27 protein-coding genes are annotated in these 24,973 nt (G+C 65.6%); 15 read left to right on the forward strand and 12 right to left on the reverse strand.

The window, feature by feature from the left end:
- Nucleotides 1–70: 70 nt before the first annotated feature.
- Nucleotides 71–1,672, reverse strand: coding sequence for an ABC transporter substrate-binding protein (locus ACQY8M_RS05255; protein ID WP_428669577.1), 1,602 nt, complete (start codon nt 1,670–1,672; stop codon nt 71–73).
- A gap of 98 nt (nt 1,673–1,770) precedes the next feature.
- Here ACQY8M_RS05255 and ACQY8M_RS05260 point away from each other — a divergent pair, with 98 nt between their 5' ends.
- From ACQY8M_RS05260 to ACQY8M_RS05270, 3 genes are read left to right on the forward strand one after another with little or no spacing between them, the layout of a single operon-like run.
- The gene (locus ACQY8M_RS05260) at nt 1,771–1,962 is read left to right on the forward strand and encodes a hypothetical protein (protein WP_428669579.1); all 192 of its coding nucleotides are present in this window, start codon (nt 1,771–1,773) and stop codon (nt 1,960–1,962) included.
- A 9-nt stretch (nt 1,963–1,971) separates the two neighbouring features.
- Nucleotides 1,972–3,366, forward strand: a complete 1,395-nt coding sequence (locus ACQY8M_RS05265) for an amidase (RefSeq protein WP_428669581.1) — start codon at nt 1,972–1,974, stop codon at nt 3,364–3,366.
- A 13-nt stretch (nt 3,367–3,379) separates the two neighbouring features.
- Nucleotides 3,380–4,978: an ABC transporter substrate-binding protein gene (locus ACQY8M_RS05270; RefSeq protein ID WP_428669583.1), complete on the forward strand. Its 1,599-nt coding sequence runs from the start codon at nt 3,380–3,382 to the stop codon at nt 4,976–4,978.
- Nucleotides 4,979–5,077: 99 nt separating this feature from the next.
- Here ACQY8M_RS05270 and ACQY8M_RS05275 read toward each other — a convergent pair whose 3' ends face one another.
- On the reverse strand, nt 5,078–5,797 hold the full coding sequence (locus ACQY8M_RS05275) for a haloacid dehalogenase type II (protein ID WP_428669585.1): 720 nt from the start codon (nt 5,795–5,797) through the stop codon (nt 5,078–5,080).
- Between the two features lie 12 nt (nt 5,798–5,809).
- Here ACQY8M_RS05275 and ACQY8M_RS05280 point away from each other — a divergent pair, with 12 nt between their 5' ends.
- Together ACQY8M_RS05280 and ACQY8M_RS05285 are read left to right on the forward strand one after the other, a co-directional pair.
- Nucleotides 5,810–6,403 (forward strand): DNA-3-methyladenine glycosylase I, encoded by a 594-nt coding sequence (locus ACQY8M_RS05280; protein ID WP_428669587.1) that lies wholly within the window; start codon nt 5,810–5,812, stop codon nt 6,401–6,403.
- Nucleotides 6,400–7,860, forward strand: a complete 1,461-nt coding sequence (locus ACQY8M_RS05285) for a M81 family metallopeptidase (RefSeq protein WP_428669589.1) — start codon at nt 6,400–6,402, stop codon at nt 7,858–7,860. Before ACQY8M_RS05280 ends, ACQY8M_RS05285 begins: the two co-directional genes overlap by 4 nt.
- A 108-nt stretch (nt 7,861–7,968) precedes the next feature.
- Here ACQY8M_RS05285 and ACQY8M_RS05290 read toward each other — a convergent pair whose 3' ends face one another.
- Together ACQY8M_RS05290 and ACQY8M_RS05295 are read right to left on the reverse strand one after the other, a co-directional pair.
- Nucleotides 7,969–8,565 (reverse strand): class I SAM-dependent methyltransferase, encoded by a 597-nt coding sequence (locus ACQY8M_RS05290; protein ID WP_428669591.1) that lies wholly within the window; start codon nt 8,563–8,565, stop codon nt 7,969–7,971.
- A complete protein-coding gene (locus ACQY8M_RS05295) occupies nt 8,562–8,834 on the reverse strand; it encodes a DUF3303 domain-containing protein (protein WP_428669593.1) in 273 nt (90 codons plus the stop codon). The genes ACQY8M_RS05290 and ACQY8M_RS05295 overlap by 4 nt, the downstream gene beginning before the upstream one ends.
- Before the next feature lie 54 nt (nt 8,835–8,888).
- Between ACQY8M_RS05295 and dapB the strand changes: the two genes are divergently transcribed.
- Nucleotides 8,889–9,701, forward strand: a complete 813-nt coding sequence (gene dapB / locus ACQY8M_RS05300; protein WP_428669595.1) for a 4-hydroxy-tetrahydrodipicolinate reductase — start codon at nt 8,889–8,891, stop codon at nt 9,699–9,701.
- 168 nt (nt 9,702–9,869) lie between these two features.
- Here the strand turns inward: dapB and ACQY8M_RS05305 are convergent, their stop codons facing one another.
- Entirely contained in the window at nt 9,870–10,352 is a 483-nt protein-coding gene (locus tag ACQY8M_RS05305) for a DUF2244 domain-containing protein (RefSeq protein ID WP_428669597.1), read from the reverse strand.
- Nucleotides 10,353–10,365: 13 nt separating this feature from the next.
- On the opposite strand from ACQY8M_RS05305, the gene nth reads away from it, so the two are divergent.
- Entirely contained in the window at nt 10,366–11,013 is a 648-nt protein-coding gene (nth, locus tag ACQY8M_RS05310) for an endonuclease III (RefSeq protein ID WP_428675313.1), read from the forward strand.
- On the opposite strand, the gene ACQY8M_RS05315 is transcribed toward nth, so the two are convergent.
- The 5 genes from ACQY8M_RS05315 to nudB form a co-directional block, all read right to left on the reverse strand.
- Nucleotides 11,014–11,280 carry a hypothetical protein gene (locus ACQY8M_RS05315; protein ID WP_428669599.1) on the reverse strand — a complete coding sequence of 89 codons (267 nt, stop codon included), beginning with the start codon at nt 11,278–11,280 and terminating at the stop codon, nt 11,014–11,016.
- A 77-nt stretch (nt 11,281–11,357) separates the two neighbouring features.
- On the reverse strand, nt 11,358–12,698 hold the full coding sequence (locus tag ACQY8M_RS05320; RefSeq protein ID WP_428669601.1) for an MFS transporter: 1,341 nt from the start codon (nt 12,696–12,698) through the stop codon (nt 11,358–11,360).
- On the reverse strand, nt 12,695–13,093 hold the full coding sequence (locus tag ACQY8M_RS05325) for a type II toxin-antitoxin system VapC family toxin (protein ID WP_428669603.1): 399 nt from the start codon (nt 13,091–13,093) through the stop codon (nt 12,695–12,697). The genes ACQY8M_RS05320 and ACQY8M_RS05325 overlap by 4 nt, the downstream gene beginning before the upstream one ends.
- Entirely contained in the window at nt 13,090–13,320 is a 231-nt protein-coding gene (locus ACQY8M_RS05330) for a FitA-like ribbon-helix-helix domain-containing protein (protein ID WP_428669606.1), read from the reverse strand. Before ACQY8M_RS05330 ends, ACQY8M_RS05325 begins: the two co-directional genes overlap by 4 nt.
- Nucleotides 13,321–13,351: 31 nt before the next feature.
- A complete protein-coding gene (nudB, locus tag ACQY8M_RS05335; RefSeq protein ID WP_428669608.1) occupies nt 13,352–13,798 on the reverse strand; it encodes a dihydroneopterin triphosphate diphosphatase in 447 nt (148 codons plus the stop codon).
- Nucleotides 13,799–13,829: 31 nt separating this feature from the next.
- Between nudB and dapD the strand changes: the two genes are divergently transcribed.
- The gene (gene dapD, locus ACQY8M_RS05340; protein ID WP_428669610.1) at nt 13,830–14,669 is read left to right on the forward strand and encodes a 2,3,4,5-tetrahydropyridine-2,6-dicarboxylate N-succinyltransferase; all 840 of its coding nucleotides are present in this window, start codon (nt 13,830–13,832) and stop codon (nt 14,667–14,669) included.
- A 74-nt stretch (nt 14,670–14,743) separates the two neighbouring features.
- Here the strand turns inward: dapD and ACQY8M_RS05345 are convergent, their stop codons facing one another.
- Nucleotides 14,744–15,211 (reverse strand): nuclear transport factor 2 family protein, encoded by a 468-nt coding sequence (locus ACQY8M_RS05345; protein WP_428669612.1) that lies wholly within the window; start codon nt 15,209–15,211, stop codon nt 14,744–14,746.
- A 66-nt stretch (nt 15,212–15,277) separates the two neighbouring features.
- On the opposite strand from ACQY8M_RS05345, the gene ACQY8M_RS05350 reads away from it, so the two are divergent.
- The 6 genes from ACQY8M_RS05350 to ACQY8M_RS05375 are packed head-to-tail and all read left to right on the forward strand — an operon-like array spanning nt 15,278 to nt 20,609.
- The gene (locus tag ACQY8M_RS05350) at nt 15,278–15,829 is read left to right on the forward strand and encodes a LemA family protein (RefSeq protein WP_428669614.1); all 552 of its coding nucleotides are present in this window, start codon (nt 15,278–15,280) and stop codon (nt 15,827–15,829) included.
- A 6-nt stretch (nt 15,830–15,835) separates the two neighbouring features.
- Nucleotides 15,836–16,795: a M48 family metallopeptidase gene (locus ACQY8M_RS05355; protein WP_428669616.1), complete on the forward strand. Its 960-nt coding sequence runs from the start codon at nt 15,836–15,838 to the stop codon at nt 16,793–16,795.
- Nucleotides 16,796–16,799: 4 nt separating this feature from the next.
- Complete coding sequence (locus tag ACQY8M_RS05360; RefSeq protein WP_428669618.1) at nt 16,800–17,693, forward strand: glycerophosphodiester phosphodiesterase; 894 nt, start codon at nt 16,800–16,802, stop codon at nt 17,691–17,693.
- Between the two features lie 35 nt (nt 17,694–17,728).
- On the forward strand, nt 17,729–18,400 hold the full coding sequence (locus ACQY8M_RS05365; protein WP_428669620.1) for a GntR family transcriptional regulator: 672 nt from the start codon (nt 17,729–17,731) through the stop codon (nt 18,398–18,400).
- 28 nt (nt 18,401–18,428) lie between these two features.
- Complete coding sequence (locus tag ACQY8M_RS05370; protein ID WP_428669622.1) at nt 18,429–19,229, forward strand: phytanoyl-CoA dioxygenase family protein; 801 nt, start codon at nt 18,429–18,431, stop codon at nt 19,227–19,229.
- A gap of 15 nt (nt 19,230–19,244) precedes the next feature.
- A complete protein-coding gene (locus tag ACQY8M_RS05375; protein WP_428669624.1) occupies nt 19,245–20,609 on the forward strand; it encodes an NAD(P)H-dependent oxidoreductase in 1,365 nt (454 codons plus the stop codon).
- Between the two features lie 129 nt (nt 20,610–20,738).
- On the opposite strand, the gene ACQY8M_RS05380 is transcribed toward ACQY8M_RS05375, so the two are convergent.
- Nucleotides 20,739–22,952, reverse strand: coding sequence for a di-heme-cytochrome C peroxidase (locus ACQY8M_RS05380; RefSeq protein WP_428669626.1), 2,214 nt, complete (start codon nt 22,950–22,952; stop codon nt 20,739–20,741).
- Nucleotides 22,953–23,204: 252 nt separating this feature from the next.
- Here ACQY8M_RS05380 and ACQY8M_RS05385 point away from each other — a divergent pair, with 252 nt between their 5' ends.
- Nucleotides 23,205–24,953 (forward strand): cation:proton antiporter, encoded by a 1,749-nt coding sequence (locus tag ACQY8M_RS05385; protein WP_428669628.1) that lies wholly within the window; start codon nt 23,205–23,207, stop codon nt 24,951–24,953.
- The last annotated feature ends 20 nt before the right edge of the window (nt 24,954–24,973 follow it).

Here is a 24,973-nt window from a genome sequence, read left to right on the forward strand (position 1 = left end):
TGGAGTGTGTCAGTCCGAAGAAGAGCGGCTCTGGAGAGCCGCGCTCCTGGCGAAGGCGTCATGGTTGCGGCTACTGGATCGTGATCGGGGTGAGGTCCTGGAACCAACTCTGGGCCTGGACGAAACCCTTCACCTTCGGGCTCATCGCGCGTGGGTTGAGATCGTAGGCGATATACACCCAGTAGGACTGGTCGACGATGTAAGTGTGGACGTCGGCCAGCGCCTTGGTCTGCGCGGCGCGATCGAACGACGTATGCGCCTTGTTGATCAGCTCGTCGAGCTTCGGGTCCTTCAGGATGCCCCAGTTGGACCCTCTCGGCGGCACGTAGTCGCCGTGATAGAGCCGCATGAAGGCCGAGTAGGGATCGACCGTCGCGCGGCTGATGTTGATCCCGTTGACGCCCGCCTTGGCGGCGACGTCGCCCGTCACCGGCTGAAAGGAGAAGGTGACCAGCGCGTTCCATTCCATGACCTCGAACGTGCAGTCGAAGCCGACGGCGTTGAGGTTCTCCTGCACGTACTCATTCATCGGCAGCGGCAGCATCTGGCCCGACCCGGACGTCGAGATCGCGATCTTGATCTTGGGCTTCTTCGTCGCGCTATAGCCCGCCTCGGCCAGCAGCTTCTTGGCCGCGGCCGGATCATACTTGATGTCGAAGCTCGGCGAACCGAACCAGGGATGGCCGGGATAGACCGCACCCTTGCCCTCGTCCATCAAGCCGCCGAGCAGCTTCTTGAGGCCAGCGCGGTCGATCGCGAGATTGGCCGCCTTGCGCACGCGGATGTCGGTCCAGGGCGAGCCCTCGACCATGCTGGGCTGGTAGGCCCAGTTATGCGGATACTTGTTGGTGACGATGCTCATGCCGCCCTGCTTGAGGCGCGGGATCGCGTCGGGCGCCGGAACCTCGATCCAGTCGACCTGGCCCGCGAGCAGCGCTGCCGTGCGCGTCGCCGCTTCCGGCATCGGGAACAGCAGCACCTTGTCGAGCTTCGGCACCCTCGCCTTGTCCCAGTAGCCGTCGAAGCGCGACAGCTCGAGACGCTCGCGCGGCACGACGCGGTCGACCTTGAACGGCCCGGTGCCGACCGGCTGCAGCCCGTACTTCACCCAGTCCTTGCCGACCTTCTCCCACTGCGTCGGGCTCGAATAGAAAATGTAGGACATGTCGTAGGGGAACAGCGAGTTCACGACACGGGTGGTGAGCTCGACGGTGTATTTATCGATCGCCTTCCAGCCGACCAGCGTCGGCACGCGACCACGCGCCTGGGCGGCCTGCTTGGGATCGAATTGCGGCGACTTGTCGTTCAGGATCTTCTCGAGATTCCAGACCACCACGGCGGAGTCGAAGTCCGTTCCGTCGTGGAACTTCACACCCTCGCGCAGCTTGAAGATCCAGCGCTTGCCGTCGCCCTCGACCGCCGACCATTCGGTGGCGAGGCCGGGCTTGATATCGGCGATGGTATCGGACTTCGACAGGTCCCAGTTCACCAGACCGTCGTAGATCGTGTAGCCGGCGAAGCGAAAGCCTTCGAAGCCCTGGTCGGGCTGCCCGGTGGTCTGCGGAATATCGGCCGCTGTCATGCCGATGCGCAGTGTGCCCTGCGAGAAGGCAGGCGTTGCAGACGCCGCGAGGAGACCGATGGCGGCAGCAAGGCGAAACCGTTTGAACATTCACTACTCCCCTGTTCGGGACAGAGATATGCAAGGGGCAAGCCAAGCCGCTGCGGCATGTCGCTTGCATGCGGTCTGGCGTCGGGAGGGCAAGGACAATGTCGTCGCCAATGGCACCAACACTCGAGGAGTTCCGCGTGCGCGCAGCGCAGACAGGACTGACGCTGACGCCCGAGGATATCGAGCATCTGCACAAGGGCTATGTCGGGTTGCTTGCTTTGATGGAGCGCATCCCCACCCATTGGGCCTGGGCCGCCGAGCCGCCGCAAATCTTCCGCGCCGCCGAGTAGAGCCGTACCATGACCGACCTCACTCTGCTCGGCATCGCCGAAGCCGGTCGCCTGATGGCGCGCGGCGAGCTCACCTCGACCGATCTCACCGAGGCGTTCCTTAAACGCATCGAAGCCGTCGATCACAAGATCGCCAGTTACATCACCGTCACGGCCGACATGGCGCGTAACGCGGCACACCAAGCCGACCTGGAGATGAAAGGCGGGCTGCGCCGCGGGCCGATGCACGGCATTCCAGTCGCGCTGAAGGATATATACGAGACCGCCGGCGTCAGGACGACCGGACACTCGAATCTCAAGAAGGACTACGTGCCGGCGATCGACGCCGAGACGGTCCGGCGCCTGAAGGACGCCGGTGCGGTCATCCTGGGCAAGCTCGGCACGCACGAATTCGCCAACGGCGCCATGACGCCGGACCAGCCGTTCCCCGCCGTGCGCAATCCCTGGAACACCGACTACCAGCCGGGCGGCTCCTCGAGCGGCTCGGGCGCTGCCGTCGCCGCCCAGCTCTGCATGGGCGCGATGGGCTCCGACACCGGGGGCTCGATCCGCAATCCTGCCGGCTACTGCGCCACGGCCGGCATCAAGCCGACCTACGGGCTGGTCAGCCGTTGCGGCATCTATCCGCTCAGCTTCAGCTTCGACACGGCCGGTCCGCTCGCCTGGACGTCGGAAGACTGCGCGCTGATGCTCGACGTGCTGGCTGGCTACGACCCCAACGACCAGGGCTCGGTGAAAGCGGCGAAGGTCGATTACGGCGCGTCCTGCTACGGCTCGCTGAAGGGCATGCGCATCGCGCTGGCGCGGAGCTGGTACGAGGGCGAGCACGCCGTCACGCCCGAGATGAAGACGGGCATCGACGAAGCGGCGCGCGTCCTCGCAGATCTCGGCGCAACGGTCGAGGATGTCGTCTTCCCGGACATCCGCGACTATCACATCTGCGGCAGGGTCGTTATCACCGCCGAGGCGCATGCGATCCATCGCCAGGAGGTGATCGAGACCCCGGAGAAGTTTGGGTACACGACGCGGCGCCGCTTCCAGCTCGGCGCCTTCCTCACCGCCGAGCAGTATCTGTCCGCGTTGCGCTTCCGCCGCCAGCTCCAGCAGGACACGCGCGCGACGATGCGCGGCTACGACCTGGTGATGTGCGCCAACCAGTGGGGCGCGCCGGAGACCTTCGAGGAGCCGCAGCCGATCTTCCACTTCCTCGGCAAGCCCTCGCTCAGCATGCCGTTCAACGTCACCGGCCAGCCGGCAGCAACGATCTGCTGCGGCTTCGGCAGCGATGGTTTCCCGCTTGCCTTCCAGCTCGCCGGCCGCGCCTTCGACGAGGCCAGCGTATTCGCCGCCGGCTCCGCCTACGAACGCGCCACCGAATGGCGTTCGCACCGACCCAAGCTCTGACCTGGAGTCAGCAATGAAGTTGTCCCGTCGTTCCGTCATCGTCGGCGCTGGCGCCCTCGCCGCCCTGCCGTTTCCCGCGCTCGCGCAGGAGAAGGTGGTGCGCTTCGGCATCTCGATGGCCGACGTACCGTTGACGACGGGCCAGCCCGACCGCGGCGCCGGGGCCTACAAGTTCACCGGCCTCACGCTCTACGATCCGCTCGTCGCCTGGGAGCTCGATGTCGCCGACCGGCCGGGCAAGCTGATCCCCGGCCTCGCCACCGAATGGACGGTGAACGAGGCGGACAAGACACTGTGGATCTTCAAGCTGCGCGATGGCGTGAAGTTCCACGACGGCTCCGCCTTCAACGCCGATGCCGTTGTCTGGAACCTGGAAAAGGTCTTCAACAAGGACGCGCCGCAGTTCGACCAGCGCCAGGCCGCGCAGGTACGGCCGCGCCTGCCCTCGATCGCCAGCTACAAGAAGACCGGCGACATGGAGGTCGAGATCAAGACCAAGGCGGTCGACGCGCTCTTCCCCTATCAGATGCTGTGGTTCCTGGTGTCGAGCCCGACCCAGTGGGAGAAGCTCGGCAAGGACTGGAACAAATTCGCGTCGGAGCCGTCGGGCACCGGCCCGTTCAAGCTGGCCCGCCTGGTGCCGCGCGAGCGCGCCGAGCTGGTGAAGAACGACGGTTACTGGAATCCCAAGCGCATCCCGAAGACCGATCGGCTGGTGCTGATCGTGGCGCCAGAGGATTCGGCGCGCACCGCGGCGCTTCTATCGAATTCGGTCGACATGATCGAGACGCCGCCGCCCGATGCAGTGGCGCGCCTCAAGCAGGGCGGCATGCGGATCGAGCAGAACGTCACGCCGCATGTCTGGAACTACCATCCGTCGCTGGTCGAGGGCTCGCCGTGGACCGATATCCGCCTGCGTAAGGCCGCCAACCTGGCGATCGACCGCGAGTCCATCGTGAAGCTGCTGAACGGCCTCGCCCGTCCCGCCTACGGCCAGGTCGACAGGACCAATCCGTGGTTCGGCAAGCCGACCTTCGAGCTCAAGTATGCGCCGGACGAGGCGCGCAAGCTCACGACCGCGGCGGGGTTCAGCAAGTCGAACCCGCTCAGGACCAAGTTCGTCGTCGCCTCCGGCGGCACCGGCCAGATGCTGTCGCTGCCGATGAACGAGGCGATCCAGGAAATGTTCAAGGAGGTCTATATCGACGTCGAGTTCAAGGTGGTCGAGCTCGAGGCGATGTACACCGCCTGGCGCGCCGGCGCGAAGGCCGACATGAACAAGGACATCACCGCCAACAACATCGCGTACGTGACGTCCGACCCGGTCTACGCCATCACTCGCTTCTTCGCCTCCAATCAGGCCGCGCCGGTCGGCGTGAACTGGAGCTATTACAAGAACGAGGACGTCGACAAGCTCGTGAACGAGGCGCTCAACACCTTCGATGCCGCCAAGCAGGACGCGCTGATGGCCAAGGTGCACGAGAAGGTGGTCGACGACGCGGTCTTGATCTGGGTCGTCCACGACACCAACCCGCACGCCCTCTCGCCCAAGATCAAATCATACGTCCAGGCCCAGCACTGGTTCCAGGACCTGACGACGATCGGGGTCTAGATGTCATCCTGAGCGCAGCGAAGGATCTAGCGCCAATTCCAGAGGCGTTCTGCGAAGCTGGTTTGAGGTCCTTCGCTTGCGCTCAGGACGACAAGGAAGTCACGCTCCGATCTTCTTTGCGAGCTCGATGATCGTGTCGCCGACGGCGTCCCAGTCGCCTTCGGCCTTGAAGTCGCGCTTCTGGCCAGGGCCGTGCTCGTAGGGACGGTTGATATAGCCCGTCGACAGGCCGCATTTCTGCGCTGCCGCGAGGTCGCCGTTGTGGGCGGCACACAGCATCACCTGGTGCGGCTTGAGATACATGCTGTCGACCACGCCGAGATAGGATTCGGGATCGGGCTTGTAATGATGGAATGTCTCGCCCGAGAAGCAGTGATCCCAGGGAATGCCGCTGTGCTTGGCCATGTTGATCAGCAGGGCAACGTTGCCGTTGCTGAGCGTCGCCACGACGAACTTCTTCTTCATCAGGCCGATGCCCTCGACCGAATCGGGCCACGGCCGTAGCTTGTGCCAGAGATGGGTGAACTCCCACGCGCCTTCCTCGCCCGGGTGCTTGAGACCGCGCTTGGTCAGCAGCATCTCGAAGGCTTCCTTGTGGAGATCGTCGATCCGCGTCCACGGCAGCTCGCGCTTGCGGACGCGCGCCATCTGCGGCTGGTACAGCCCGCGCCAGTCGTCGGCGAAGCTCGTCCAGTCGGTTTCCAGGCCGTATTTTTTGCCGAGCCCGGGCAGGTCCTCGATCAGGCTGCCGCGCCAGTCCACCACTGTGCCGAATACGTCGAAAATGCAGACCTTGAGGTCGCTGAGATCCTTGGGCATTAGTTTCCTCACATGGTTTGGAAGCACGATACGGTTGCCGGCGCAGACGGCAAGGCGAGATGCGGGTGGGCGTCTGCAGACCCGCTCTACCAGAAATATCATGACTCGGAGTGGGGTCGCCCGCTCAAGGACGACCGGGCGCTATTCGAGCTGCTGACTCTCGAAGGCTGCCAAGCCGGCCTGTCGTGGATCACGGTGCTGCGCAAGCGCGAGCACTACCGCAAGGTCTACGACGATTTCGACCCGGCCAAGATCGCGCGCTACACGCCGGCCAAGCTCAAGAAGCTGCTCGAGGACCCCGGCATCATCCGCCACAAGGGCAAGATCGACGCCAGCGTCAGCAATGCCAAGGCCTACCTGGCACTGGTCGAGCGCGAAGGCTCGTTCGCCAAGTTCCTGTGGAGCTTCGTCGGCGGCAAGCCGAAGCATAACCATCCCAAGACCCTGAAGGACGTGCCGGCCAAATCGCCGGAGTCCGACGCGATGTCGAAGGCGCTGCAGAAGGCCGGCTTCAAGTTCGTCGGCTCGACCATCTGTTATGCCTTCATGCAGGCATCAGGCATGGTCGACGACCATGTCGAGGGCTGCCACCGGAGCAAAGCATGACCCGTCGCGTCTACATCGGTGCCCTGGGCACCGAGACCAACCAGTTCGTGCCGTTCCCGACCGGCCTGCGCGGCTATCAGGAGCACGGCATCTGGCGCGGCGATGCGACGAAACACGCGCCGACCAACTTCACCGCGCCAGTCCATGTCTGGCGCCGCGAGGCCGAGAAGCGCGGCTGGACCGTGATCGAGGGTCTCAGCACCTTCGCCGCCCCCTCGGGCACGACCGTGCGCTCGGTCTATGAAGGCTTTCGCGACGAGATGCTCGCCGGCGTGAAAGCCGCGCTGCCGCTCGACGCCGTGCTGATCAACGTGCACGGCGCGATGGTCGCGGACGGCTACGACGACTGCGAGGGCGACCTGCTGTCGAGGATCCGCGCCATCGTTGGACCCAAGGTCGCGATCGGCGCGGAGTTCGACCTGCACTGCCACCTAAGCGCGCTGATGCTCGACAGTGCCGATGTGCTGGTCGGTTACAAGGAATACCCACACACCGATCCTATGGAGCGCGCCGAGGAGTTGTTCGCGATCATCGCCGACACGGTCGAGGGCAAGGTGAAGCCGGTGATGGCGCGCTACGACTGCCGCATGATTGCGCAGTACCGCACCTCCGTGCCGCCGATCAGCGAGTTCGTCGTGCGCATGAAGTCGCTCGAAGGCAAGGATGGTATTCTCTCCGTGTCGCTGAGCCACGGCTTCTCCTTCGCCGATGTCGAGGATATCGGCACGCGCACGCTGATCGTGGCCGACGGCGACAGGGAGAAGGCGGAGAAGCTCGCCAGGCAGCTCGGCGAGGAGCTGTGGGCCAACCGCGAGCGCTACGCCACGAAGTATCTCACCATCGACGAGGCGATGGACCGCGCCGCCTCGCACAATCAGGGCCCGCTGGTGCTGGCCGATCGCGCCGACAATCCAGGCTCGGGCGCGCCGGGCGATTCGACCTTCGTGCTGAAGGCCCTTGTCGAGAAGCAGATCGGTCCCGCGCTGTTCGGCGTGATGTGGGACCCGATGGCCTTCCAGATCGCCGAGGAGGCCGGCGAGGGCGCGCGCATCCGCATGCGGCTCGGCGGCAAGTCGGGCGCGGTGAGCGGCGACCCGGTCGACCTCGATGTCACGGTGAAGAGGATCACGCGCAACGTCTTCCAACCCTATGGACCGGTGATGTCGCCGCTGGGCGACATGGCGCTGCTGTCGTCGGAGCATGTCGACATCGCGATCTGCACCCGGCGCAACCAGACCTTCCATGCCGACGCCTTCCGGGCGGTCGGCGCCGAGCCGGCCGACTATCGCGTCGTGATCGTGAAGTCGGCGCAGCATTTCTATAACGGCTTCGTCGGCGTCGCGAAGGAGATCCTCTACGTCGCTTCGCCCGGCGCCGCCGACCCCGACGTCACGCGCTGGCCCTACACCAAGCGCAAGACACCGTTCTGGCCGAAGGTCGCCGATCCGTGGAAATAGCGAGTCGTTTCGCGGTCTCATCCTCTTCCGGACCGCGAGCTTCCAGCTCGCTCGGATTCATGAGCGAGCTGGAAGCTCGCGGTCCGGAAGACCATGAGCTGATCCCGTTCATTTGCGGAAACCGAGCCGTGTCCAGGTCACATCCGGCTGTTTGGCCTGGACCGAGCCGGTGACGGCGTTGACGAGGCAGGCGAGGCCCTCGCGCGCGGCGAGCGCGATCGTCTCCTCGGCGGAAACATCGAACATGCGCCGGCCCGGCGGAATCGGCCCGTGGCGCAGCGACAGGATCAGCACGCCGCCGGACGCCACCAGGGACGCCACGGCCGGCATCGCGTCAGCGCGCTCGCGCTCGTCGAGATGCATCCAGACCGCCGTCGCCAGCACGGCATCGAAGGTCTCGCCGCGCGCCCGCACCCGCTCCAGCGACGGCAGGGTATCGGCCAGCCATTCGATGCGCGGTGACGGATGGAGCTTCATCGCGCCCTCACGTAGCGCATCGACGGGTTCGACCGCCAAGACCTGATGCCCCATCGCGGCGAAGTGCGCGGCGTCACGCCCGCTGCCGGCGCCGATGTCGAGCACGCGCGACGGAATGGTGGGGATCAGGTGCCAGACCGGACGATGCAGGGTGTCGGGCGGGATTCGCTCGTAGGTCACGAGCAGCGATGACGCCTCCTTCGCATAGCCCGCGATGCTGTCGGTCACAGCAGCGGCTCCAGTGCGGCGCGCGTGGTCTTGCCTTCGACCACGGGCACGACCTCGAACTCCACCACGCCCTGCCAGTCGGCGATCCAGCGCTGGAACAAGGTCACGTCGTCGGCTTCCATGAGCTGGAAGCAGCGGCTGAGATCTGCCGAGACGTAACTCGAGACGAACTTCAGCCCGTCGGGCAGGGCACGCCCATCGTCGCGCAGCTTGCGATAGACAGCCTTGCCGTCCTGATTGCGAAACGTCTCGACCACCATGAACAGCATGTCCGTCTCCCGTTCGAACGGCTAGTCTAGGCCAAGGGAATTGTGAGGAAACACATGAAGATCGCCATTGCCGGCGCGGCCGGCCGCATGGGCCAGATGCTGGTCCGCGAGATCGCCCGCACAGAGGGCGCCACCCTGGCCGGCGCGCTCGAAGGCGCCGGCAGCACCATGCTCGGCCGCGACGCCGGCGAGGTTGCCGGCGTCGGCACCAGCCATCGCAGCATCAAGGGCATCAAGATCGTGTCCGACCCCGCCGCGGCAATCGGCGCGGCGGACGCGGTGATCGATTTCACCGTGCCGGCAGCGACGGTCGAGCATGCCAAGGTCGCCGCCGAGAAGGGTGTCTCGATGGTGATCGGCACGACCGGCCTCGATCCGCAGCAGACGGCGGCGATCCACGAGGCGGCGAAGAAGGTGCCGATCCTGTGGGCCGCCAACATGTCGCTCGGCATCAACATCCTGCTGGCCCTGGTCGAAAAGACCGCCTCGATGCTCGATCCCGCCTACGACATCGAGGTGCTGGAAATGCACCATCGCCACAAGATCGACGCACCCTCGGGCACCGCGCTGGCGCTGGGCCGCGCCGCCGCGGCCGGCCGCGGGGTCAAGCTGGAGGATGTCTGGCGCAAGAGCCGTGACGGCCATACCGGCGCGCGGCCCTCGGGCGAGATCGGCTTCGCCACCCTGCGCGGCGGCGAGGAAGTCGGCGTGCACACGGTGATGTTCGCCGCCGCGGGCGAGCGGCTGGAACTCAATCATCGCGCCTTCAGCCGCGAGACCTATGCCTCGGGTGCAGTGCGCTCCGCGCTATGGCTGCAGGGCAAGGCGCCTGGCCTGTACGGCATGAAGGACGTGCTGGGGCTCTGAACCATAAGAATGGCGACGCGCTGGGAGCGCGCCACTGACACCCTCGATGAGGCAACTTCACGTTCTTCCGGACCGCGAGCCTCTGGCTCGCTCATGATCATGAGCGAGCCAGAGGCTCGCGGTCCGGAAGAACATGAGAAAGCGCGCCCCCCAGCAAGCCCGACCGATTTAAGCTTCGTCGCGGTCCCAGTCGTGCTCGTAGCGCGGGGCGCGCATGGCGGCGAGCGCGGCCTTCAGGGCTTCCGCAACCTCGGCCCGAGCGTCCGGAGCCAGGAAGCGACCGATCACCACGCGGTTGCGGCGCGAGGTCAGGATCAGCCGTTCGCCGTCGTAGATCTTGAGCCAATAGGCCTCGAGCCGATGCACCTCGCGCTCACCCTCCGGCGATACCCGTTCGACCACCAGCTCGCGGTCGGTCAATGTCAGTGTTTCGCTGCGACGGGCGTCGGCATAATTGCGGTCGAACAGCCACCACAAGAGCGCCACGTCGAGCCCGCAGAAGCCCGCGATCGGCCAGGCGCCGAGCCAGTACATCGGCAGGGCGACCAGCAGATTGGCCAGCAGCACCGCCCTGATCAGCCATTTGAAGCCGAGCGGCGACAGGCTGCGATGGGGCCGCAGCGAGGTGGAAAAGTGGACTGTCTCGTCCATGCTACAAAGCTATATGGCCCTGATGAAGCCCGCCGTCATCCCCGAGTTCTTCGCCCGCCTGAAGAAAGCGATGCCGGAGCCGGAGACCGAGCTCGAGTACGAGAATGTCTACCATCTGCTGGTCGCCGTCGTGCTGTCGGCACAGGCGACCGATGTCGGCGTCAACCGCGCGACCGGCCCGCTGTTCAAGATCGTCAAGACGCCGGCCGACATGCTGTCGCTGGGCGAAAAGAAGCTGATCGACCACATCAAGACCATCGGCCTTTTCCGCACCAAGGCGAAGAACGTGATGGGCCTGTCGCAGCTGCTGATCGAGCGGCACGGCGGCGAGGTGCCGCACACCCACGAGGAGCTGCAGGCGTTGCCGGGCGTCGGCCGCAAGACCGCCAACGTGGTGATGAACGTGGCCTTCGGCGAGGCGACGATCGCCGTCGACACGCACATCTTCCGGGTCGGCAACCGTACCGGCCTGGCGCCGGGCAGGAACCCGCTCCAGGTCGAGCTGAAGCTACTGAAGCGCGTGCCCGACGAATACCGGCTGCACGCGCACCACTGGCTGATTTTGCACGGCCGCTATACCTGCAAGGCGCGCAAGCCCGACTGCCCGGTCTGCGTGGTCAACGACCTTTGCACGTTCAAGGCAAAGACGACCCCCGCCTGATCAGCGCAATGGAATGATGAGATTCAGCGACGGCGGCCCGGACGGCGCGTAGTACACCGGCGCTTCGCGATAGACGACCGGCCGCTCGTAAATCACCCGTGGAGCCGAGTAGTAGCGGACGTGCCCTGGGGGCGCATAATAGTCATGATGATGGTGCTTGTGGCGGTGCTTCCAGCCGTCGTGCGCGTGGGCGGGCATGATCCCGACCGCCGAAACGGCTACGGCGATCAGGCCGGCAGCGATCGACAACTGGTGTGCAAGACGCATTGGGCTCTCCAAGTTCATCGGGTATGCAGTCTACGCGAAATCCTGGCCCGCGTGCCGTGACAAACCTGAGGCGAGAGTCAGGGAGGGGCAGGTGCACGCTCCTCTCGCACCGTCCACAACAGGCCGAAGCCCAGCATCAGGAAGAACAGCACGCAGGCCACGCCCAGCCGATTGGACTGGGTCGCGACCGTGATGATGCCGATCGCGGTCGGCGCCATCCAGGCTGTGGCGCGGCCCGACAGGGCGAACAGGCCGTAGAACTCGCCGGACATGCCTGCGGGCGCGAGCCGGCCGATCAGGGTGCGGCTGGCTGCCTGCATCGGCCCCATGCAGAACCCCAGCAACAGGGCGAAGGCCATGAACACCTTCTCCTGCGCCGAGCCGAACAGGCCGCGGGTCGGGCTGAGCGGATCGGCCGGAACCACGAACAGCACGCGGTCGGCGGTGACGCCGACGATGCCGACAGTTGCGAGGATCACGCCGGCGATGGCGAGCTGCACGGTCCGCTTGCTGCCGATCAGGTCGTCGAGCTTGCCGCCCATGAACGCGCCGGGGATGGCGAAGACCGTCAGGATGATGCCGAAGATGCCGAGCGTCATGGTCGGCCAGCCGAAGGTCGCCGAGGCATAGACGCCGCCGAAGGCGATGATCGCCGCCAGCCCGTCGTTGTAGAGCATGAAGGCGATCAGGTAGGTGAGCGCATTGCGGTAGTGGCGGAGCTTGCGGATCGTGTTCAGGAGCGACAGGCCGCCCTGCTTCGCGCAGTCGAGCAGCGGCAGGCGCCGGTCCTTCGCCATGTCCGGCGTGAACAGGAACATCGGGATCACGAACACCGCCAGCCAGAGCGCCGAGGCGGGGCCGACCAGCCGCTCGAGCGTATGGTTGGGATCGGGGCCGAGCGAGAACTGCGCCGCGAGAACGATGCCGAGCGCGATCAGCCCGCCGACATAGCCCATCCCCCAGCCGAAGCCGCTGAGCCAGCCCATGCGCTCGGGCCGCACGATGTTGGGCAGTTGCGCGTTGTTGAACACGATCGACATCTCCGCGCCGACCGTCGCCAGCACGACCGCCCAGGCGATCGGGCGTGTCAGGTCGGGACGGTTGGGATAGGCCCACCACAACGCGGCGCAGCCGACGAACAGCAGCAGCTGGAAGACGAAGACGTAGGGTTTGCGCCGCCCGCCGGCGTCGGCCATGGCGCCGAGGAACGGGCTCATCAACGCGATCAGGATGCCCGACGTCGACTGGGTGAAGGCCCACGCCGCCTGGCCCTGCACCGGATCGCCGACCATGACGTTGGCGAAGTAGGGCGCGAAGATGAAGGTCGTGACCACGGTGAAGAACGGCTGGTTGGCCCAGTCGAACAGCGCCCAGCTGAACTGGCCGAGCCTCGAGGCTTCGCGGGGAACTGCCGTCATACGGTGATCAATGCAATCGACACATACTGGCCAGCCGCACTGGCAAGACGTCGATCACAGGTGAGCAGCGAAGCGCCCAGCGCCTCAGCAAGCGCTACATAGACGCCGTCGTACGCGCTAAAGTTGTCGCGCAGTTGCCACACCCTCGGGAGCAGAAGATCGTGTGCATAGCGGCGGATCGGAAAGGCGGCCAGAGTGCCCAGCGCGCCGCGACCTCGCTCCTCGTCAAGCTCACGACTCTTGGTATAGCGCCGAAGGACGTGCGTGACCTCGACGTCCAACAAGTGCGGAGCGTGAAGCGATTGGTTCGGCGCAAACAGATGGCGCCTGACCGCCTCCGCCGCCGAGGTTTGCAGCAACGCCGCGACCAGCGCCGAAGCGTCTGTGACGATCACGGACGGTCGCGTTCAGCGCGAATCACGTCGACGGGCGAAACGGAGGGGGTGAACGGAGGCAGGCGCTCCAGCCGCACCCGTAGCTCCTCCATTGTCGGCTGATCAGCCAGGGCACGAAGGTGACTGAGCAGGTAGTCAGACAGCGACATGCCCGATAATGCCGCGCGTGATTTGAGCCGGCGGTGCAGCGAGTCAGGGACGTTGCGAATTTGGATCATGGCTGACATGTACCAAACATACATGCATGTGCTGCACATGTCATCGGCGACGCGACAGTTGCCAGATGGCGTCGCGATTGGTCGGGGAGAAGACCTTTTCCATCGCCTGCTGCCAGGGCAGCCAGAGTTGCGCCGTATGCTCGGCCGGATCGAGCGTCGCGACCGTGATCTGCGGCACGCGGAAGCCGTAGACGTGCTCGACATTGTGCGTCACGTCGGGCGCGTAGCGGGCGCGCCATTGCGGCCAGATCTCGTAGCGGTTGATCAGCCGCCAGTCGGTCAGCGTGCCGGCCGACAGGCCGGTTTCCTCCAGCAGCTCGCGCCGTGCCGTGGCCTCGAGGTCGGGATCGTCCGGCTCGCGCGAACCGGTGATGGACTGCCAGAAGCCGGGATTGGCAGCCCGTTCGATCAGAAGGACCTCCAGGGCTGCCGTATGGACCACGACCAGCACGGATTCGGGGAGCTTGAACGCCATCGGGCGCAGCATATAAGGTCCGCCGGCCTATTTTGAGGGGACAATGAGCAAGCAGCTGGAAGCCGCCATCGACGCGGCCTGGGAAAAGCGCGACACCGTCAACAGCGCCACCAAGGGCGAGGTGCGCGAGGCCGTCGAAGCGGCGATCGCCGGCCTGGACGACGGCAGCTTCCGCACCGCCGAGAAGTTCGGCGACGAGTGGGTCGTGCACCAGTGGCTGAAGAAGGCCGTGCTGCTGTCCTTCCGTCTCTACGATTCGGTCCCGATGGACGGCGGCGCCAGCTTCCCGGGCATGGGCAGTGCGCCATGGTTCGACAAAGTGCCGCTCAAGACCACCGGCTGGGATGCCGCCCGCTTTGCCAAGGCGGGTTTCCGCGCCGTGCCGGGCTCGGTCGTTCGGCGCGGCTCGTACATCGCGCCGTCGGTCGTGCTGATGCCGTCGTTCGTCAATCTCGGCGCCCATGTCGACAGCAACACCATGGTCGACACCTGGGCGACCGTCGGCTCCTGCGCGCAGATCGGCAAAAACTGCCACCTGTCGGGCGGCGTCGGCATCGGCGGCGTGCTCGAGCCGCTGCAGGCCAACCCGGTGATCATCGAGGATAACTGCTTCATCGGCGCGCGCTCGGAAGTGGTCGAAGGCGTGATCGTCGGCACCGGCGCTGTGCTGTCGATGGGCGTGTTCATCTCGGCCACAACGAAAGTTGTCGACCGCGCGTCAGGCCAGATCCATATCGGCAAGGTGCCACCCTATTCGGTGGTCGTTCCCGGCAATATCGGCGGCGGCCCGGACCGCCCCTCGACCTATTGCGCGGTGATCGTGAAGACCGTCGACGAGCGCACGCGTTCGAAGACTTCGATCAACGAGCTCCTTCGGGATTGAGATAAGGATCCCTCGCTTCGCTCGGGATGACACCCTTCTTTGTCATCCCGAGCGAAGCGAGGGATCTTTCCCGCTCACCCCGCGTGGCGCTGCCACTCCGGCCGCTCCTTGATGTGCCTGGCTTCCTTGCCCAGGATCTTCGCGACCCTCTCCGGTGCGAAGCCGATATCGAGCAGGCCGATGCTTGAATTGGCGACCTCGCGGTACTCGGCGATCTTTCCGTTCTCGAGCCGCATGATCGACACGCCATCGAAGCCGACGCGCTTGCCCTTGGCCTCCGGCAGCACCGAGACATAGCTGAAGGTGTAATAGGCGTAGAGCGTCGTGCCGTCGCTCACCGGCCGGAACATCTCCCAGCGGAAGTCGCGTGCGGTCCGGTAGAACCAGTCGTCGATCATCTCGGCGATCTTCTCGCGGCCCTTGAAGGCGCCATAGAAGACGTCGTGATAGACGCCGTCCTCGGTGAACAGCGCGGCAAAGCTCTTGCCGTCCCGACGCTCGACGGCCGACGTGAATTCCTTCAGCAGCGCTGACACTTCCATCGTTGTTCCTCCCAGCTGGCTGCAATCATGACTAAACTGCCGCCCCCTGCAAAGGAGGCTGCCGGCATGACTTTCTGGATCGTCCTCGGCGTCATCGCGCTGATCGCCGTGTGGCTGATCAGTGTCTACAACGGCCTCGTCGGCGGCCGGAACCAGGCGCAGACAGCCTGGCGCCAGATCGACGTCCAGCTCAAGCGCCGCCACGATCTCCTTCCCAACCTGGTGCAGGTCGTGAAGGACGCCATGGGATACGAGCAGGAAACGCTCACCAAGGTGATCCAGGCGCGCAACGCGGCCGCCGCGGCTTCCGGACCGGCGCAAGCGGGACCGGCGGAAGCGGCGCTGACCCAGGCGACGCGCGGGCTGCTCGGGCTGGTCGAGAGCTACCCGCAGCTCAAGGCCAACGACAATATCAAGCAGCTCCAGGAGGAACTCACCGGCACCGAGAACAGGATCGCCTTCGCGCGCCAGTTCTACAACGACTCGGTCGCCTCCTATAACACGCGGCGCCAGAGCTTCCCGGCCGTGCTCGCCGCCGCCTCGCTCGGCTTCGGCCCGATCGAGCTGTTCAACATGCCGGAAGCCGAGAAGGAAGTGCCCAAGATCGCGTTGCGCTGACGCGCGATGGCCACAACAACGAACTTCGTCGCGGCGCAGGCTGCCAATCGCCGCAACACACTGATCCTGCTCGTCGTCCTAACCCTTTTCGCGGCCGGGTTCGGCTATCTGATTGGCTGGGTCCTGCAAAGCGAGGCGACCGACGAGGTCCCGCTGGTCAGCCAGGCGGGCCTGGTGATGGCGAGCGGATTGGCCGTCGCCAGCGTCGTCTGGAGCCTGATCTCGCTCACCTACGGCAGCCGTCTCGTCGTGGCGATGGCCGACGCGAAAGAGATCGCCAAAGACGACGCACCGCAGCTCTTCAACGTGGTCGAGGAGATGTCGATCGCCTCGGGGGTGCCGATGCCCGGCGTGCGGGTGATGGAGACCGACGCGCTCAATGCCTTCGCCACCGGCACATCGACGTCGAATGCCACGATCGCGGTGACGCGCGGCCTGCTGAACACGCTCAATCGCGACGAGCTGCAGGGCGTGATCGCGCACGAGATGGCGCATATCGCCAACCTCGACACGCGCTACATGACGATCGTCGGCGTCACGGTCGGCCTGATCGCGCTGATCGCCGACATGATCCTGCGCACAATGCGGTGGGGCGGCACGAGGAGCTCGCGCAACAGCAACAGCGACAAGAAGAGCAGTGGCGCGGGCTTGCTCATCATCGTCCTGGTGGTCGTCGCGATCATCGCGCCGATCGCGGCCAAGGCGGTGCAGATGGCGGTGTCGCGCCAGCGCGAATACCTCGCCGACGCGACCTCGGTGCAATTCACCCGCAATCCCAGTGGCCTGATCTCGGCGCTGCAGAAGCTTGCCGCAGCCGCCGCGCCCTTTCCCGGAGTGAGCCGTGCCACACAGCACCTGTTCATCGTCAATCCGATCAAGACCTTCACAGCCAAATCCTCGGCGCTCATGGCTACGCATCCCGACGTGGCCGATCGCATCGCTCGCCTGCGCAATCTGGGCGCTTAGCGCTTTGGCCGCCCAGGCCTTCGACCTGCAAGCTCATCGCGGCGGGCGCGGGCTTGCACCCGAGAACACGCTGGCCGCCTTCCGCAACGCCCTGTCGCTCGGCGTCACCACGCTCGAGACGGATCTCGCGATCACCAGGGACGATATCGTCGTGCTGAGCCACGAGCCGCGGCTCAATCCCGATCTCGTCCGGGCGCCTGATGGCCGATGGCTCGATGCCGTCGGCCCGACGATCCACTCGCTGACGCTCGACGAGCTTCGACGCTACGACATCGGCCGGCTCAATCCGGCGACGCGCTACGGCCAGCAGTTCCCGGCACAAAAGCCAGCCGACGGCGAGCGCTTCCCGACGCTGGCCGACCTCTTTGCGCTTGGCGGGGAGGCGGTGCGCTACAACATCGAAACCAAGATCAACCCGACCAAACCGGACGAAACCGTCGATCCCGTCCGCTTCGCGAGGCGGGTCGTCGACGCGGTGCGGGCGGCGAAGATGGAGCGACGGACATCGATCCAATCATTCGACTGGCGCACCCTGATCGAGGCCCGCCGGATCGCGCCGGAGATCGATACCGTCTGCCTCACCATCGAAACCTCGAACATGAACACCGTCGCCGGAAATCCCTCGCCCTGGCTGGGAGGCCTCGACGGCAGCTCGGTCCCGGAACTCGCCAAGGCCGCCGGCTGCTCGACCTGGTCGCCCTTCTGGCGCAACGTCACGGCGCGAAACGTGGCCGAGGCGCACGCACTGGGACTGAAGGTCATTCCTTGGACCATCAATGATCCGGTCGAGATGGCACGTCAGATCGACCTGAAAGTTGACGGCCTGATCACCGATTACCCCGATCGAGGCCTTGCCGTAGTTGCCGAAAAAGGTCTGACGGCACGCCAAACGCGTTGACTTGGACAGCGCTGTGTTCTGTATACACAATCACCATGCGAGCCTTCCTCCCCGAGCCCGACCTGTCCGAACGCATCCACGACGCCGTCCTCGAAGCGATCTGCTCGGGCGAGCTGAAAGCCGGTACGCGGCTCACCCAGGAAGACCTCGCCCAGCAGTTTGGCGTCTCACGCCAGCCGGTGCTGCAGGCCATGATGCTGCTGCGCCGCGAAGGCTTCCTCATCGAGACCGGCCGCAAGGGTGTCTGCGTGGCGCCGCTCGACATGCAGCAGGTCCTCAACCTCTATGTCGTGCGCGGTGCGCTCGACGGGGCGGCGGGGCGCCTGGCGGCGGCGCGCTACACGCCGGAATTGGCCCATCGCGGCCGCCTGCTGATCGATGTCGGCCGGCGCGCCGTGGCGAGCGGCAACGTGCCATCGGTGATCGAGGCGGACATCGACTTCCATCTCTTCGTCTACGAAGCCTCGGGCAACCCGCTGATCGGCGAGACTGCCCAGCCGCACTGGCAGCATCTGCGCCGCGTGATGGCGGCGGCGCTCAGTGAGGAAGATCTGCGGGTCAGCGTCTGGGACGAGCATGAGGGCATCCTGCGCGCGTTCGAGGCGGGGCAAATCGAGGAGGCCGAAGCGCTCTGCCGCGGCCATGCCGAGCAGATGGCCGACATCCTCACCGGACGATTGAAGGTCGTGATCTCACGCGCGGCCTGATGGCAAGACGACAAGACAGGAGGAAACGATGAAGCTCACTCCCGAGCAGCTCAGGCAATTCGACGAGGAGGGTTATCTCTTCTTTCCGAACTATTTCTCGCCGGAAGAGACCGAGATCCTGAAGTCGGAGATTCCCGGCGTCTTCCAGCAGCACCGCGAGGAGAATGTCCGCGAGAAGACCGGCGGCGTGGTGCGCACCGCCTTCGCCGTGCACACCTATCATCCGGTGTTCGAGGCGCTGGTCCATCATCCGCGCTTCGTCGAGCCGGCCGAGCAGCTCCTCGGCGACAAGACCTACATCCACCAGTTCAAGATCAACGGGAAGGCCGCGTTCGACGGCGACGTGTGGCAATGGCACCAGGACTACGGCACCTGGAAGGCCGACGACGACATGCCGACGGCGCGCGCCATGAACCTCGCGGTGTTCGTCGACGAGGTGAACGAGTTCAACGGCCCGCTCTGGTTCATTCCCAGGAGCCACAAGAAGGGCGCGATCGAGGCCAAGCACGATCTCACCACGACGTCCTATCCGCTATGGGTGATCGACAACGACACGATCGCCAAGCTGGTCGAGCAGGGCGGCATCGTGGCGCCCAAGGGCGGGCCGGGCTCGGCTATATTCTTCCACGGGACTCTCGTTCACGGCAGCCCGCCGAACATGTCGCCGTGGGACCGCCAGATCATCTACGTGACCTACAACGCCGTCTCCAACGCCATCCGCCGCTACAAGCGGCCGGCCTATATCGCCCATCGCGACTTCACGCCGGTCGACGCCTGGCAGGACAATGCGGTGGCGCAGGCGGCGCGGCGCAAGGCAGCCGCTGAATAACCATCGGAGGAAACCATGAACCTGCATCGCATGCTGCTGGAGCGCGCAGCCAACAACAATCCGCTGCGCATCGGCCTGATCGGCGCCGGCAAGTTCGGCGCCATGTATCTCAGCCAGATCCCGACGACGCCAGGCATCCATCTGCTCGGCATCGCCGACCTCTCGCCGCCCAGGGCGCGCGAGAACCTGGCGCGCCTCGGCTGGAGCCCCGAGGTCACCTCCGCCGGCTCGTTCGCCGAGGCACGGCGCGCTGGCAACACCTTCCTGACCGACGACTGGCGCGCGCTGGTCGCACATCCGGAGATCGATGTCGTGGTCGAATCGACCGGCGATTCGATCGCCGCCGTCGAGCATGCGCTCGAAGCCTTCCGCAACGGCAAGAGCGTGGTGATGGTGACAGTCGAGGCCGATGCCTTCTGCGGACCGTTGCTTGCGCGCCGCGCGGCCGAGGCCGGCGTGATCTACAGCCTGGCCTACGGCGACCAGCCGGCGCTGATCTGCGAATTGGTCGATTGGGCGCGCGCGTCCGGCTTCTCGGTGACGGCGGCCGGCCGCGGCCACAAGTGGCTGCCGCACTTCGCGCAGTCGACGCCCGAGACGGTATGGAAGTACTGGGGCCTCAACGAGGAGCAGGCCAAGCGCGGCGGACTGAACCCCAAGATGTTCAACTCCTTCCTCGATGGCTCCAAGCCGGCGATCGAATCGACCGCCGTCTCCAACGCCACCGGCCTGACGCCGGCGCCGGACGGGCTCGCCTTCCCGCCCTGCTCGGTCGAGGACCTGCCGTTCGTGATGCGGCCGGCCTCCGAGGGCGGGCATCTCCACCACAAGGGCCAGGTCGAGGTCGCCTCGTCGCTCGAGCGCGACGGCCGCGCCATCCCCTACGAGATCCGCAAGGGCGTGTGGGTCGTGTTCGAGGCGTCGACCGAGTACCAGAAGAATTGCTTCGAGGAATACATGCTGCAGACCGACCCGTCGGGCCGGCACTCGGTGATGTACAAGCGCTGGCACCTGATCGGGCTCGAGGTCGGCATCTCGGTCGCCTCGGTCGGCCTGCGCAAGGAGCCGACCGGCTGCCCGATCGGTTTCCATGCCGACGTGATCGCGACAGCCAAGCGCGACCTCAAGCCCGGCGAGATGCTCGACGGCGAGGGCGGCTACACGGTCTACGGCAAGCTGTTCCCGGCCGAGAAGTCGACCGGCCTCGGCAGCCTGCCGCTCGGCCTCGCCCACAACGTCAAGCTGCTGCGGCCCATCAAGGCCGGCCAGTCGCTGACCTACGCCGACGTGGCGATGGACGAGAGCCTCACGGCGGTGAAGCTCCGCCGCGAGATGGAGCACGCTTTCGCGCCCGCAGCGTCGAAGATCGCCGCGCAGTAGCAAAGCCCCGTCATCCCGAGCGGAGCGAAGCGAAGTCGAGGGACCTCCTCATGTGCTGGCAGCACAAGAAATGGTCCCTCCACTCCGCCCTACGGGCTCCGGTCGGGATGACGGCGCCGGAGCAACGACCTACAGCGTCTTGAGATACTCGACCAGATCGTCGCGCTCGCCGTCGGTCAAGGCGCGGCCGATGACTCCCGGCGGCAGCTTCCTGATGTCGGTCTGCATCCCTTCGAACGAATGACCGGCGTTGCTGTTGCCGAGCTCGCTCGTGTCGATCTCCGTCAAGCCGGTGGCGCAGGGCGGCACGTCGATCTTCAGTCCGACGGCGGCGGGATCGAATTGGCGCGAGCCGACGCAGAATTTCGTCGGCCTGTCCTTCTGCGGCGTCAGCATCGCCCGCAGGGTTGGAACCGAGCCATTGTGGAGATAGGGCGCCGTCGCCCAGACGCCATCGAGCGGTCGAGCCCGGTAGTGCGGCACGATCGGGCTCGCGGCCGGAGCCGCCGGATCGGCCGTTTGCATCCCCGTGAACGTGCGGGGATTGGGGCAGTTGGGCCGCGGCCCCCGCATCTCCGCTTCCGTCTTTGGGTCGGTCGGATTTTCGGCGAACCAGCGATCGATCGTGCGGTCAACGACCGCCATCAGGGCCAGGCCGAACGAGGAATTGAGTCCCTCGTCGTCGGGTATGCGGCAGTTCCATCGCTTGTTGAGGTCGCTCACCGGGTGGAGATTGAGCTCGGGCGGCAGCGCAACCTGGCGTTCGATGAGAACGCGCGATTGCTGCCTGTCGGTCCCCATGTCCGCCACCGGCTTCTGCACCACGTTGAAATAGTTGCGGTCGCCGATCTGCAGCCAATTCGGCTCGGTCCGGTCGGGACTCGTAGCGGCCCAGAAGGAGAGCTCCGGCCAACGGCTATCGAACTTGGCATCCCGCACAGGGCCGCGATGACACTCGACGCAGAATGTCCGGTAGAGGTCCCGTCCCCGGTCGACTTTCGCGTCGTCGAGATCCCAGCCCGCGCCCTTGCCGAATAGCTTCGCGGCGTCGCTCCATTTCGGCGCGGTCAAGCCGTTGAAAGCCTTGCCGGCCAGCGGGTCGGTGCCGCGCAACATCTTCTCCATTTCGGCCATCGCCGCGAGCCGTATGGACGAGGAGAAATGTTTGCCGGGATCGGCACCGGTCATGTTGATCTTGGCCGTCACGCCGAGCGACTCGCCGGCATTGCGCACGAGCTCGTTGAAGATCGATGCGTCGTACTGCACCCACAACAGGCTCGGCGTGTCCCAGAGCGGCGGAAAGCTGACCGGCGCGTTGATCGCCCTGTAGTTTGAAACGACGCGCGCCGGCACGCGCTTGGGATTCTTGAAATCTTCCTCCGTCAGCAGATCGTTGAAGAAAACCTGGTTGCCGATGCGATTGAGCGCGTCGAGGCGGCCGATTCCCTCCTCGACATCGGGCGTGCCGTTGCTCTGCTTTTCCCAAGCGTTGATGGTGAGCAGCATCGACACGATCCTGCTCATCTCCGCCTGGAGCTTGTCCTTGTCCTTCCATTCGGGATTTCGTTTCGCAACCCGTTCAGCAAAGGCGTCGAAGCGCCATGGCAGTTCCAGCGTGTAACCGATCGCCAGCCCGATGGCCTTGGAGAGGGCATCGAGATTGACCATCGCAGGCCCGCCATCGAAGCGAAGGCTGACGTTCCTGTATTCGAGATGCCCGGTGTGGCAGGCGGAGCAGGTGAGACCGAGCTGATCGGGATATTTGGCGTTGGTCGTCGGATCGAGGCCCGCGGCCAGGCGCGCGAAGCCGACCGGCAGCCCGTCCGGATTGTCGGGATAGCCGGCAATGCGATCGCGATCCGCCGCGTCGGCGACGTCGGCCGGACCTTCGGCGCGATAGCCGAATTTCGCGGCATCCGGAGCCGCGGCGCCGGCGAATTTCTCGCCCTTTGCGACCCTTGGACTCGGAATGAAACCGAAGCGCTCCAGATACTCGGAGTCCGCCAGCCGGCGAAGGCCGGTCGGCAACGGCAGCTCGCCCCTCTGGAGCTCGACGAACCAGTCATAGGGCACAGGCAGGGTCGCCGTGCCCTGGGAAGCGTGGTGAAACCAGAACCGGTCGCGGTGCGACCAGGTCTGATCGAGCCAGTAAGCTTCCTTGACCTCGCTCTGGGTCGGCAACGGCGGCGGGATGAATCCCTTGGCGACGCCGACCGCGAGCGACGCCTTGTCCAGCAGCCGGGAGAACGTGAGCGGTGCGAAGAAGATCGCGGCATAGACGACCGCAACCAATCCGACGACAACGCCCCCTGTCCAAAGCAGAAGCTTAATGGCCCAACGCATCGCAATCCGCCCCCCGGCTCGTCTCGCACGAAGGCTGGTCAACGCCGGCAGGACCGTCAACCGCGGGCGTGTATCGTTGGATACACGGCCCGGCGAACGAGCGGACCGATTGATGTCGCGCGCCAGTCGACCAAGGTCTGCTTGGCGGACGGAAGATCCGTGGCATAACACTCTGCCTGCAATCAAACGGTGCGAACTGCTGGCCGCCCGCGCCGCGCCGTTCGGTCGACGCCACAACGACAGGGTTGGGAAGTGCATAGCGAAGCGACGTTGATCTCCACCATCGCCATCGGCTTCGTCCTCGCCTTCGCGTTCGGCTATGTCGCCGACCGGCTGCGGCTGCCGCCGCTGGTCGGCTATCTGCTGGCCGGCGTGTTGATCGGACCCTATACGCCGGGCTTCGTCGCCGACGGCGGCCTCGCCGTCCAGCTCGCCGAGGTCGGTGTCATCCTGCTGATGTTCGGCGTCGGGCTGCACTTCTCGACGTCCGACCTGCTGGCGGTGCGCGGCATAGCCCTCCCCGGTGCGGTCGGCCAGATCGTGCTGGCCACGCTCCTGGGGCTCGGCGTGTCCTGGCTGTGGGGCTGGAGCCACGGCACCGGCCTGGTATTCGGCCTCAGCCTGTCGGTCGCCAGCACGGTCGTGCTGCTAAAGGCGCTCGAGGAGCGCAACCTGGTCAACAGCGTGAACGGCCGTATCGCGGTTGGCTGGCTGATCGTCGAGGATCTGGCCATGGTGCTGACCCTGGTCCTGCTGCCGGCCTTCGCCGAGATGCTCGGCGGCAAGCCGATTGGCGGCCACGGCCACTCCGACATGCCGGTATTGCTGGAGCTTGCCATCACGCTAGCCAAGGTGGCGGCCTTTGCCGCAATTGCCATCCTGGTCGGGCCGAAGGTCGTGCCATGGGTGTTGGCACGGGTGGCGCGAACCGGGTCGCGCGAGCTGTTCACGCTCGCAGTCCTCGCGGCAGCGCTGGGGATCGCCTATGGGTCGGCGCAGCTTTTCGGCGTGTCGTTCGCGCTCGGCGCCTTCTTCGCCGGTGTCGTTCTGAGCGAATCGCCACTCAGCCACAAGGCGGCCGAAGGCTCCCTGCCGCTGCAGGATGCATTCTCAGTGCTGTTCTTCGTCTCCGTCGGCATGCTGTTCGATCCGACGATCCTGCTGCGCGAGCCCGGCAAGGTACTGGCAGCCCTCGCCCTGATCGTGTTCGGCAAGTCGCTGATCGCTTTCGCGATCGTCCTGCTGCTACGGTACCCGGTCAGCACCGGGCTGGTAGTCTCGGCCAGCCTGGCGCAAGTGGGAGAGTTCTCGTTCATCCTGATCGCGCTCGGCATCTCTGCCAACCTGGTGACGGGCGAGGGCCGCGACCTCGTGGTCGCCGGATCGCTGTTCTCCATCATGCTGAATCCGCTGTTCTTTTACGCAGTCGAAATAATGCAACGGCGGCTCGGGGCCGCGGTGCCGGAGGAGGCACGCTTCTACGGACAGCAGCGTTACGGGGCGCTGGAGCGCGAGCTCGAGGTCATCAAGGCACGGCACGAGGAACGCACGCGGGCGGAGAATCTAAGGCTGCAACATCTGCTCGAGCGCTTCCCGATCCTGCAGCTTGTCGAGGCGCGAGACCAGGAGGCGCTCCTGCTGCTGTTCCGGCCGAAGTCGGCATCGCCGGGCCAAAAGGTTATTCGCCATGGCGACCGCGCCGACGGCATGTACTTCATCTCCTCGGGAGCCGTCGAGGTGAAGGTCAAGGAACGCAATATCCTCCTCGGGCCGGGCGACTTTTTCGGTGAGATGGCACTGCTCTCGGGCGGCCGGCGCAACAGCGACGTCGTCGCCGTCGACTTTTGCAACTTCCTGGTACTCGACCGGCGCGATTTCAATCAGTTCACGGCCCGCCATCCGGCCCTGCGGGCAGCGATCACGAGCGTCGCCGAGGAACGACGCACAATGAACCTCGCCCCGCCGGTCGACGGCATTCCTGCCGACCAACGGCCGGTGTGAGCCCAAACGAGCTCGATGCG

The sequence above is a fragment of the Reyranella sp. genome (assembly GCF_965279465.1).
In the GTDB taxonomy this organism is placed as follows: Bacteria; Pseudomonadota; Alphaproteobacteria; order Reyranellales; family Reyranellaceae; genus Reyranella.

What these genes read in the sequence shown, in the direction of transcription:
- ACQY8M_RS05255 (WP_428669577.1), bottom strand. Translation starts at nt 1,672, where the DNA reads ATGTTCAAACGGTTTCGCCTTGCTGCCGCCATCGGTCTCCTCGCGGCG.
- ACQY8M_RS05260 (WP_428669579.1), top strand. Translation starts at nt 1,771, where the DNA reads ATGTCGTCGCCAATGGCACCAACACTCGAGGAGTTCCGCGTGCGCGCA.
- ACQY8M_RS05265 (WP_428669581.1), top strand. Translation starts at nt 1,972, where the DNA reads ATGACCGACCTCACTCTGCTCGGCATCGCCGAAGCCGGTCGCCTGATG.
- ACQY8M_RS05270 (WP_428669583.1), top strand. Translation starts at nt 3,380, where the DNA reads ATGAAGTTGTCCCGTCGTTCCGTCATCGTCGGCGCTGGCGCCCTCGCC.
- ACQY8M_RS05275 (WP_428669585.1), bottom strand. Translation starts at nt 5,797, where the DNA reads ATGCCCAAGGATCTCAGCGACCTCAAGGTCTGCATTTTCGACGTATTC.
- ACQY8M_RS05280 (WP_428669587.1), top strand. Translation starts at nt 5,810, where the DNA reads ATGGTTTGGAAGCACGATACGGTTGCCGGCGCAGACGGCAAGGCGAGA.
- ACQY8M_RS05285 (WP_428669589.1), top strand. Translation starts at nt 6,400, where the DNA reads ATGACCCGTCGCGTCTACATCGGTGCCCTGGGCACCGAGACCAACCAG.
- ACQY8M_RS05295 (WP_428669593.1), bottom strand. Translation starts at nt 8,834, where the DNA reads ATGCTGTTCATGGTGGTCGAGACGTTTCGCAATCAGGACGGCAAGGCT.
- dapB (WP_428669595.1), top strand. Translation starts at nt 8,889, where the DNA reads ATGAAGATCGCCATTGCCGGCGCGGCCGGCCGCATGGGCCAGATGCTG.
- ACQY8M_RS05305 (WP_428669597.1), bottom strand. Translation starts at nt 10,352, where the DNA reads ATGGACGAGACAGTCCACTTTTCCACCTCGCTGCGGCCCCATCGCAGC.
- nth (WP_428675313.1), top strand. Translation starts at nt 10,366, where the DNA reads ATGGCCCTGATGAAGCCCGCCGTCATCCCCGAGTTCTTCGCCCGCCTG.
- ACQY8M_RS05315 (WP_428669599.1), bottom strand. Translation starts at nt 11,280, where the DNA reads ATGCGTCTTGCACACCAGTTGTCGATCGCTGCCGGCCTGATCGCCGTA.
- ACQY8M_RS05320 (WP_428669601.1), bottom strand. Translation starts at nt 12,698, where the DNA reads ATGACGGCAGTTCCCCGCGAAGCCTCGAGGCTCGGCCAGTTCAGCTGG.
- ACQY8M_RS05330 (WP_428669606.1), bottom strand. Translation starts at nt 13,320, where the DNA reads ATGTCAGCCATGATCCAAATTCGCAACGTCCCTGACTCGCTGCACCGC.
- nudB (WP_428669608.1), bottom strand. Translation starts at nt 13,798, where the DNA reads ATGCTGCGCCCGATGGCGTTCAAGCTCCCCGAATCCGTGCTGGTCGTG.
- dapD (WP_428669610.1), top strand. Translation starts at nt 13,830, where the DNA reads ATGAGCAAGCAGCTGGAAGCCGCCATCGACGCGGCCTGGGAAAAGCGC.
- ACQY8M_RS05345 (WP_428669612.1), bottom strand. Translation starts at nt 15,211, where the DNA reads ATGGAAGTGTCAGCGCTGCTGAAGGAATTCACGTCGGCCGTCGAGCGT.
- ACQY8M_RS05350 (WP_428669614.1), top strand. Translation starts at nt 15,278, where the DNA reads ATGACTTTCTGGATCGTCCTCGGCGTCATCGCGCTGATCGCCGTGTGG.
- ACQY8M_RS05355 (WP_428669616.1), top strand. Translation starts at nt 15,836, where the DNA reads ATGGCCACAACAACGAACTTCGTCGCGGCGCAGGCTGCCAATCGCCGC.
- ACQY8M_RS05365 (WP_428669620.1), top strand. Translation starts at nt 17,729, where the DNA reads ATGCGAGCCTTCCTCCCCGAGCCCGACCTGTCCGAACGCATCCACGAC.
- ACQY8M_RS05370 (WP_428669622.1), top strand. Translation starts at nt 18,429, where the DNA reads ATGAAGCTCACTCCCGAGCAGCTCAGGCAATTCGACGAGGAGGGTTAT.
- ACQY8M_RS05375 (WP_428669624.1), top strand. Translation starts at nt 19,245, where the DNA reads ATGAACCTGCATCGCATGCTGCTGGAGCGCGCAGCCAACAACAATCCG.
- ACQY8M_RS05380 (WP_428669626.1), bottom strand. Translation starts at nt 22,952, where the DNA reads ATGCGTTGGGCCATTAAGCTTCTGCTTTGGACAGGGGGCGTTGTCGTC.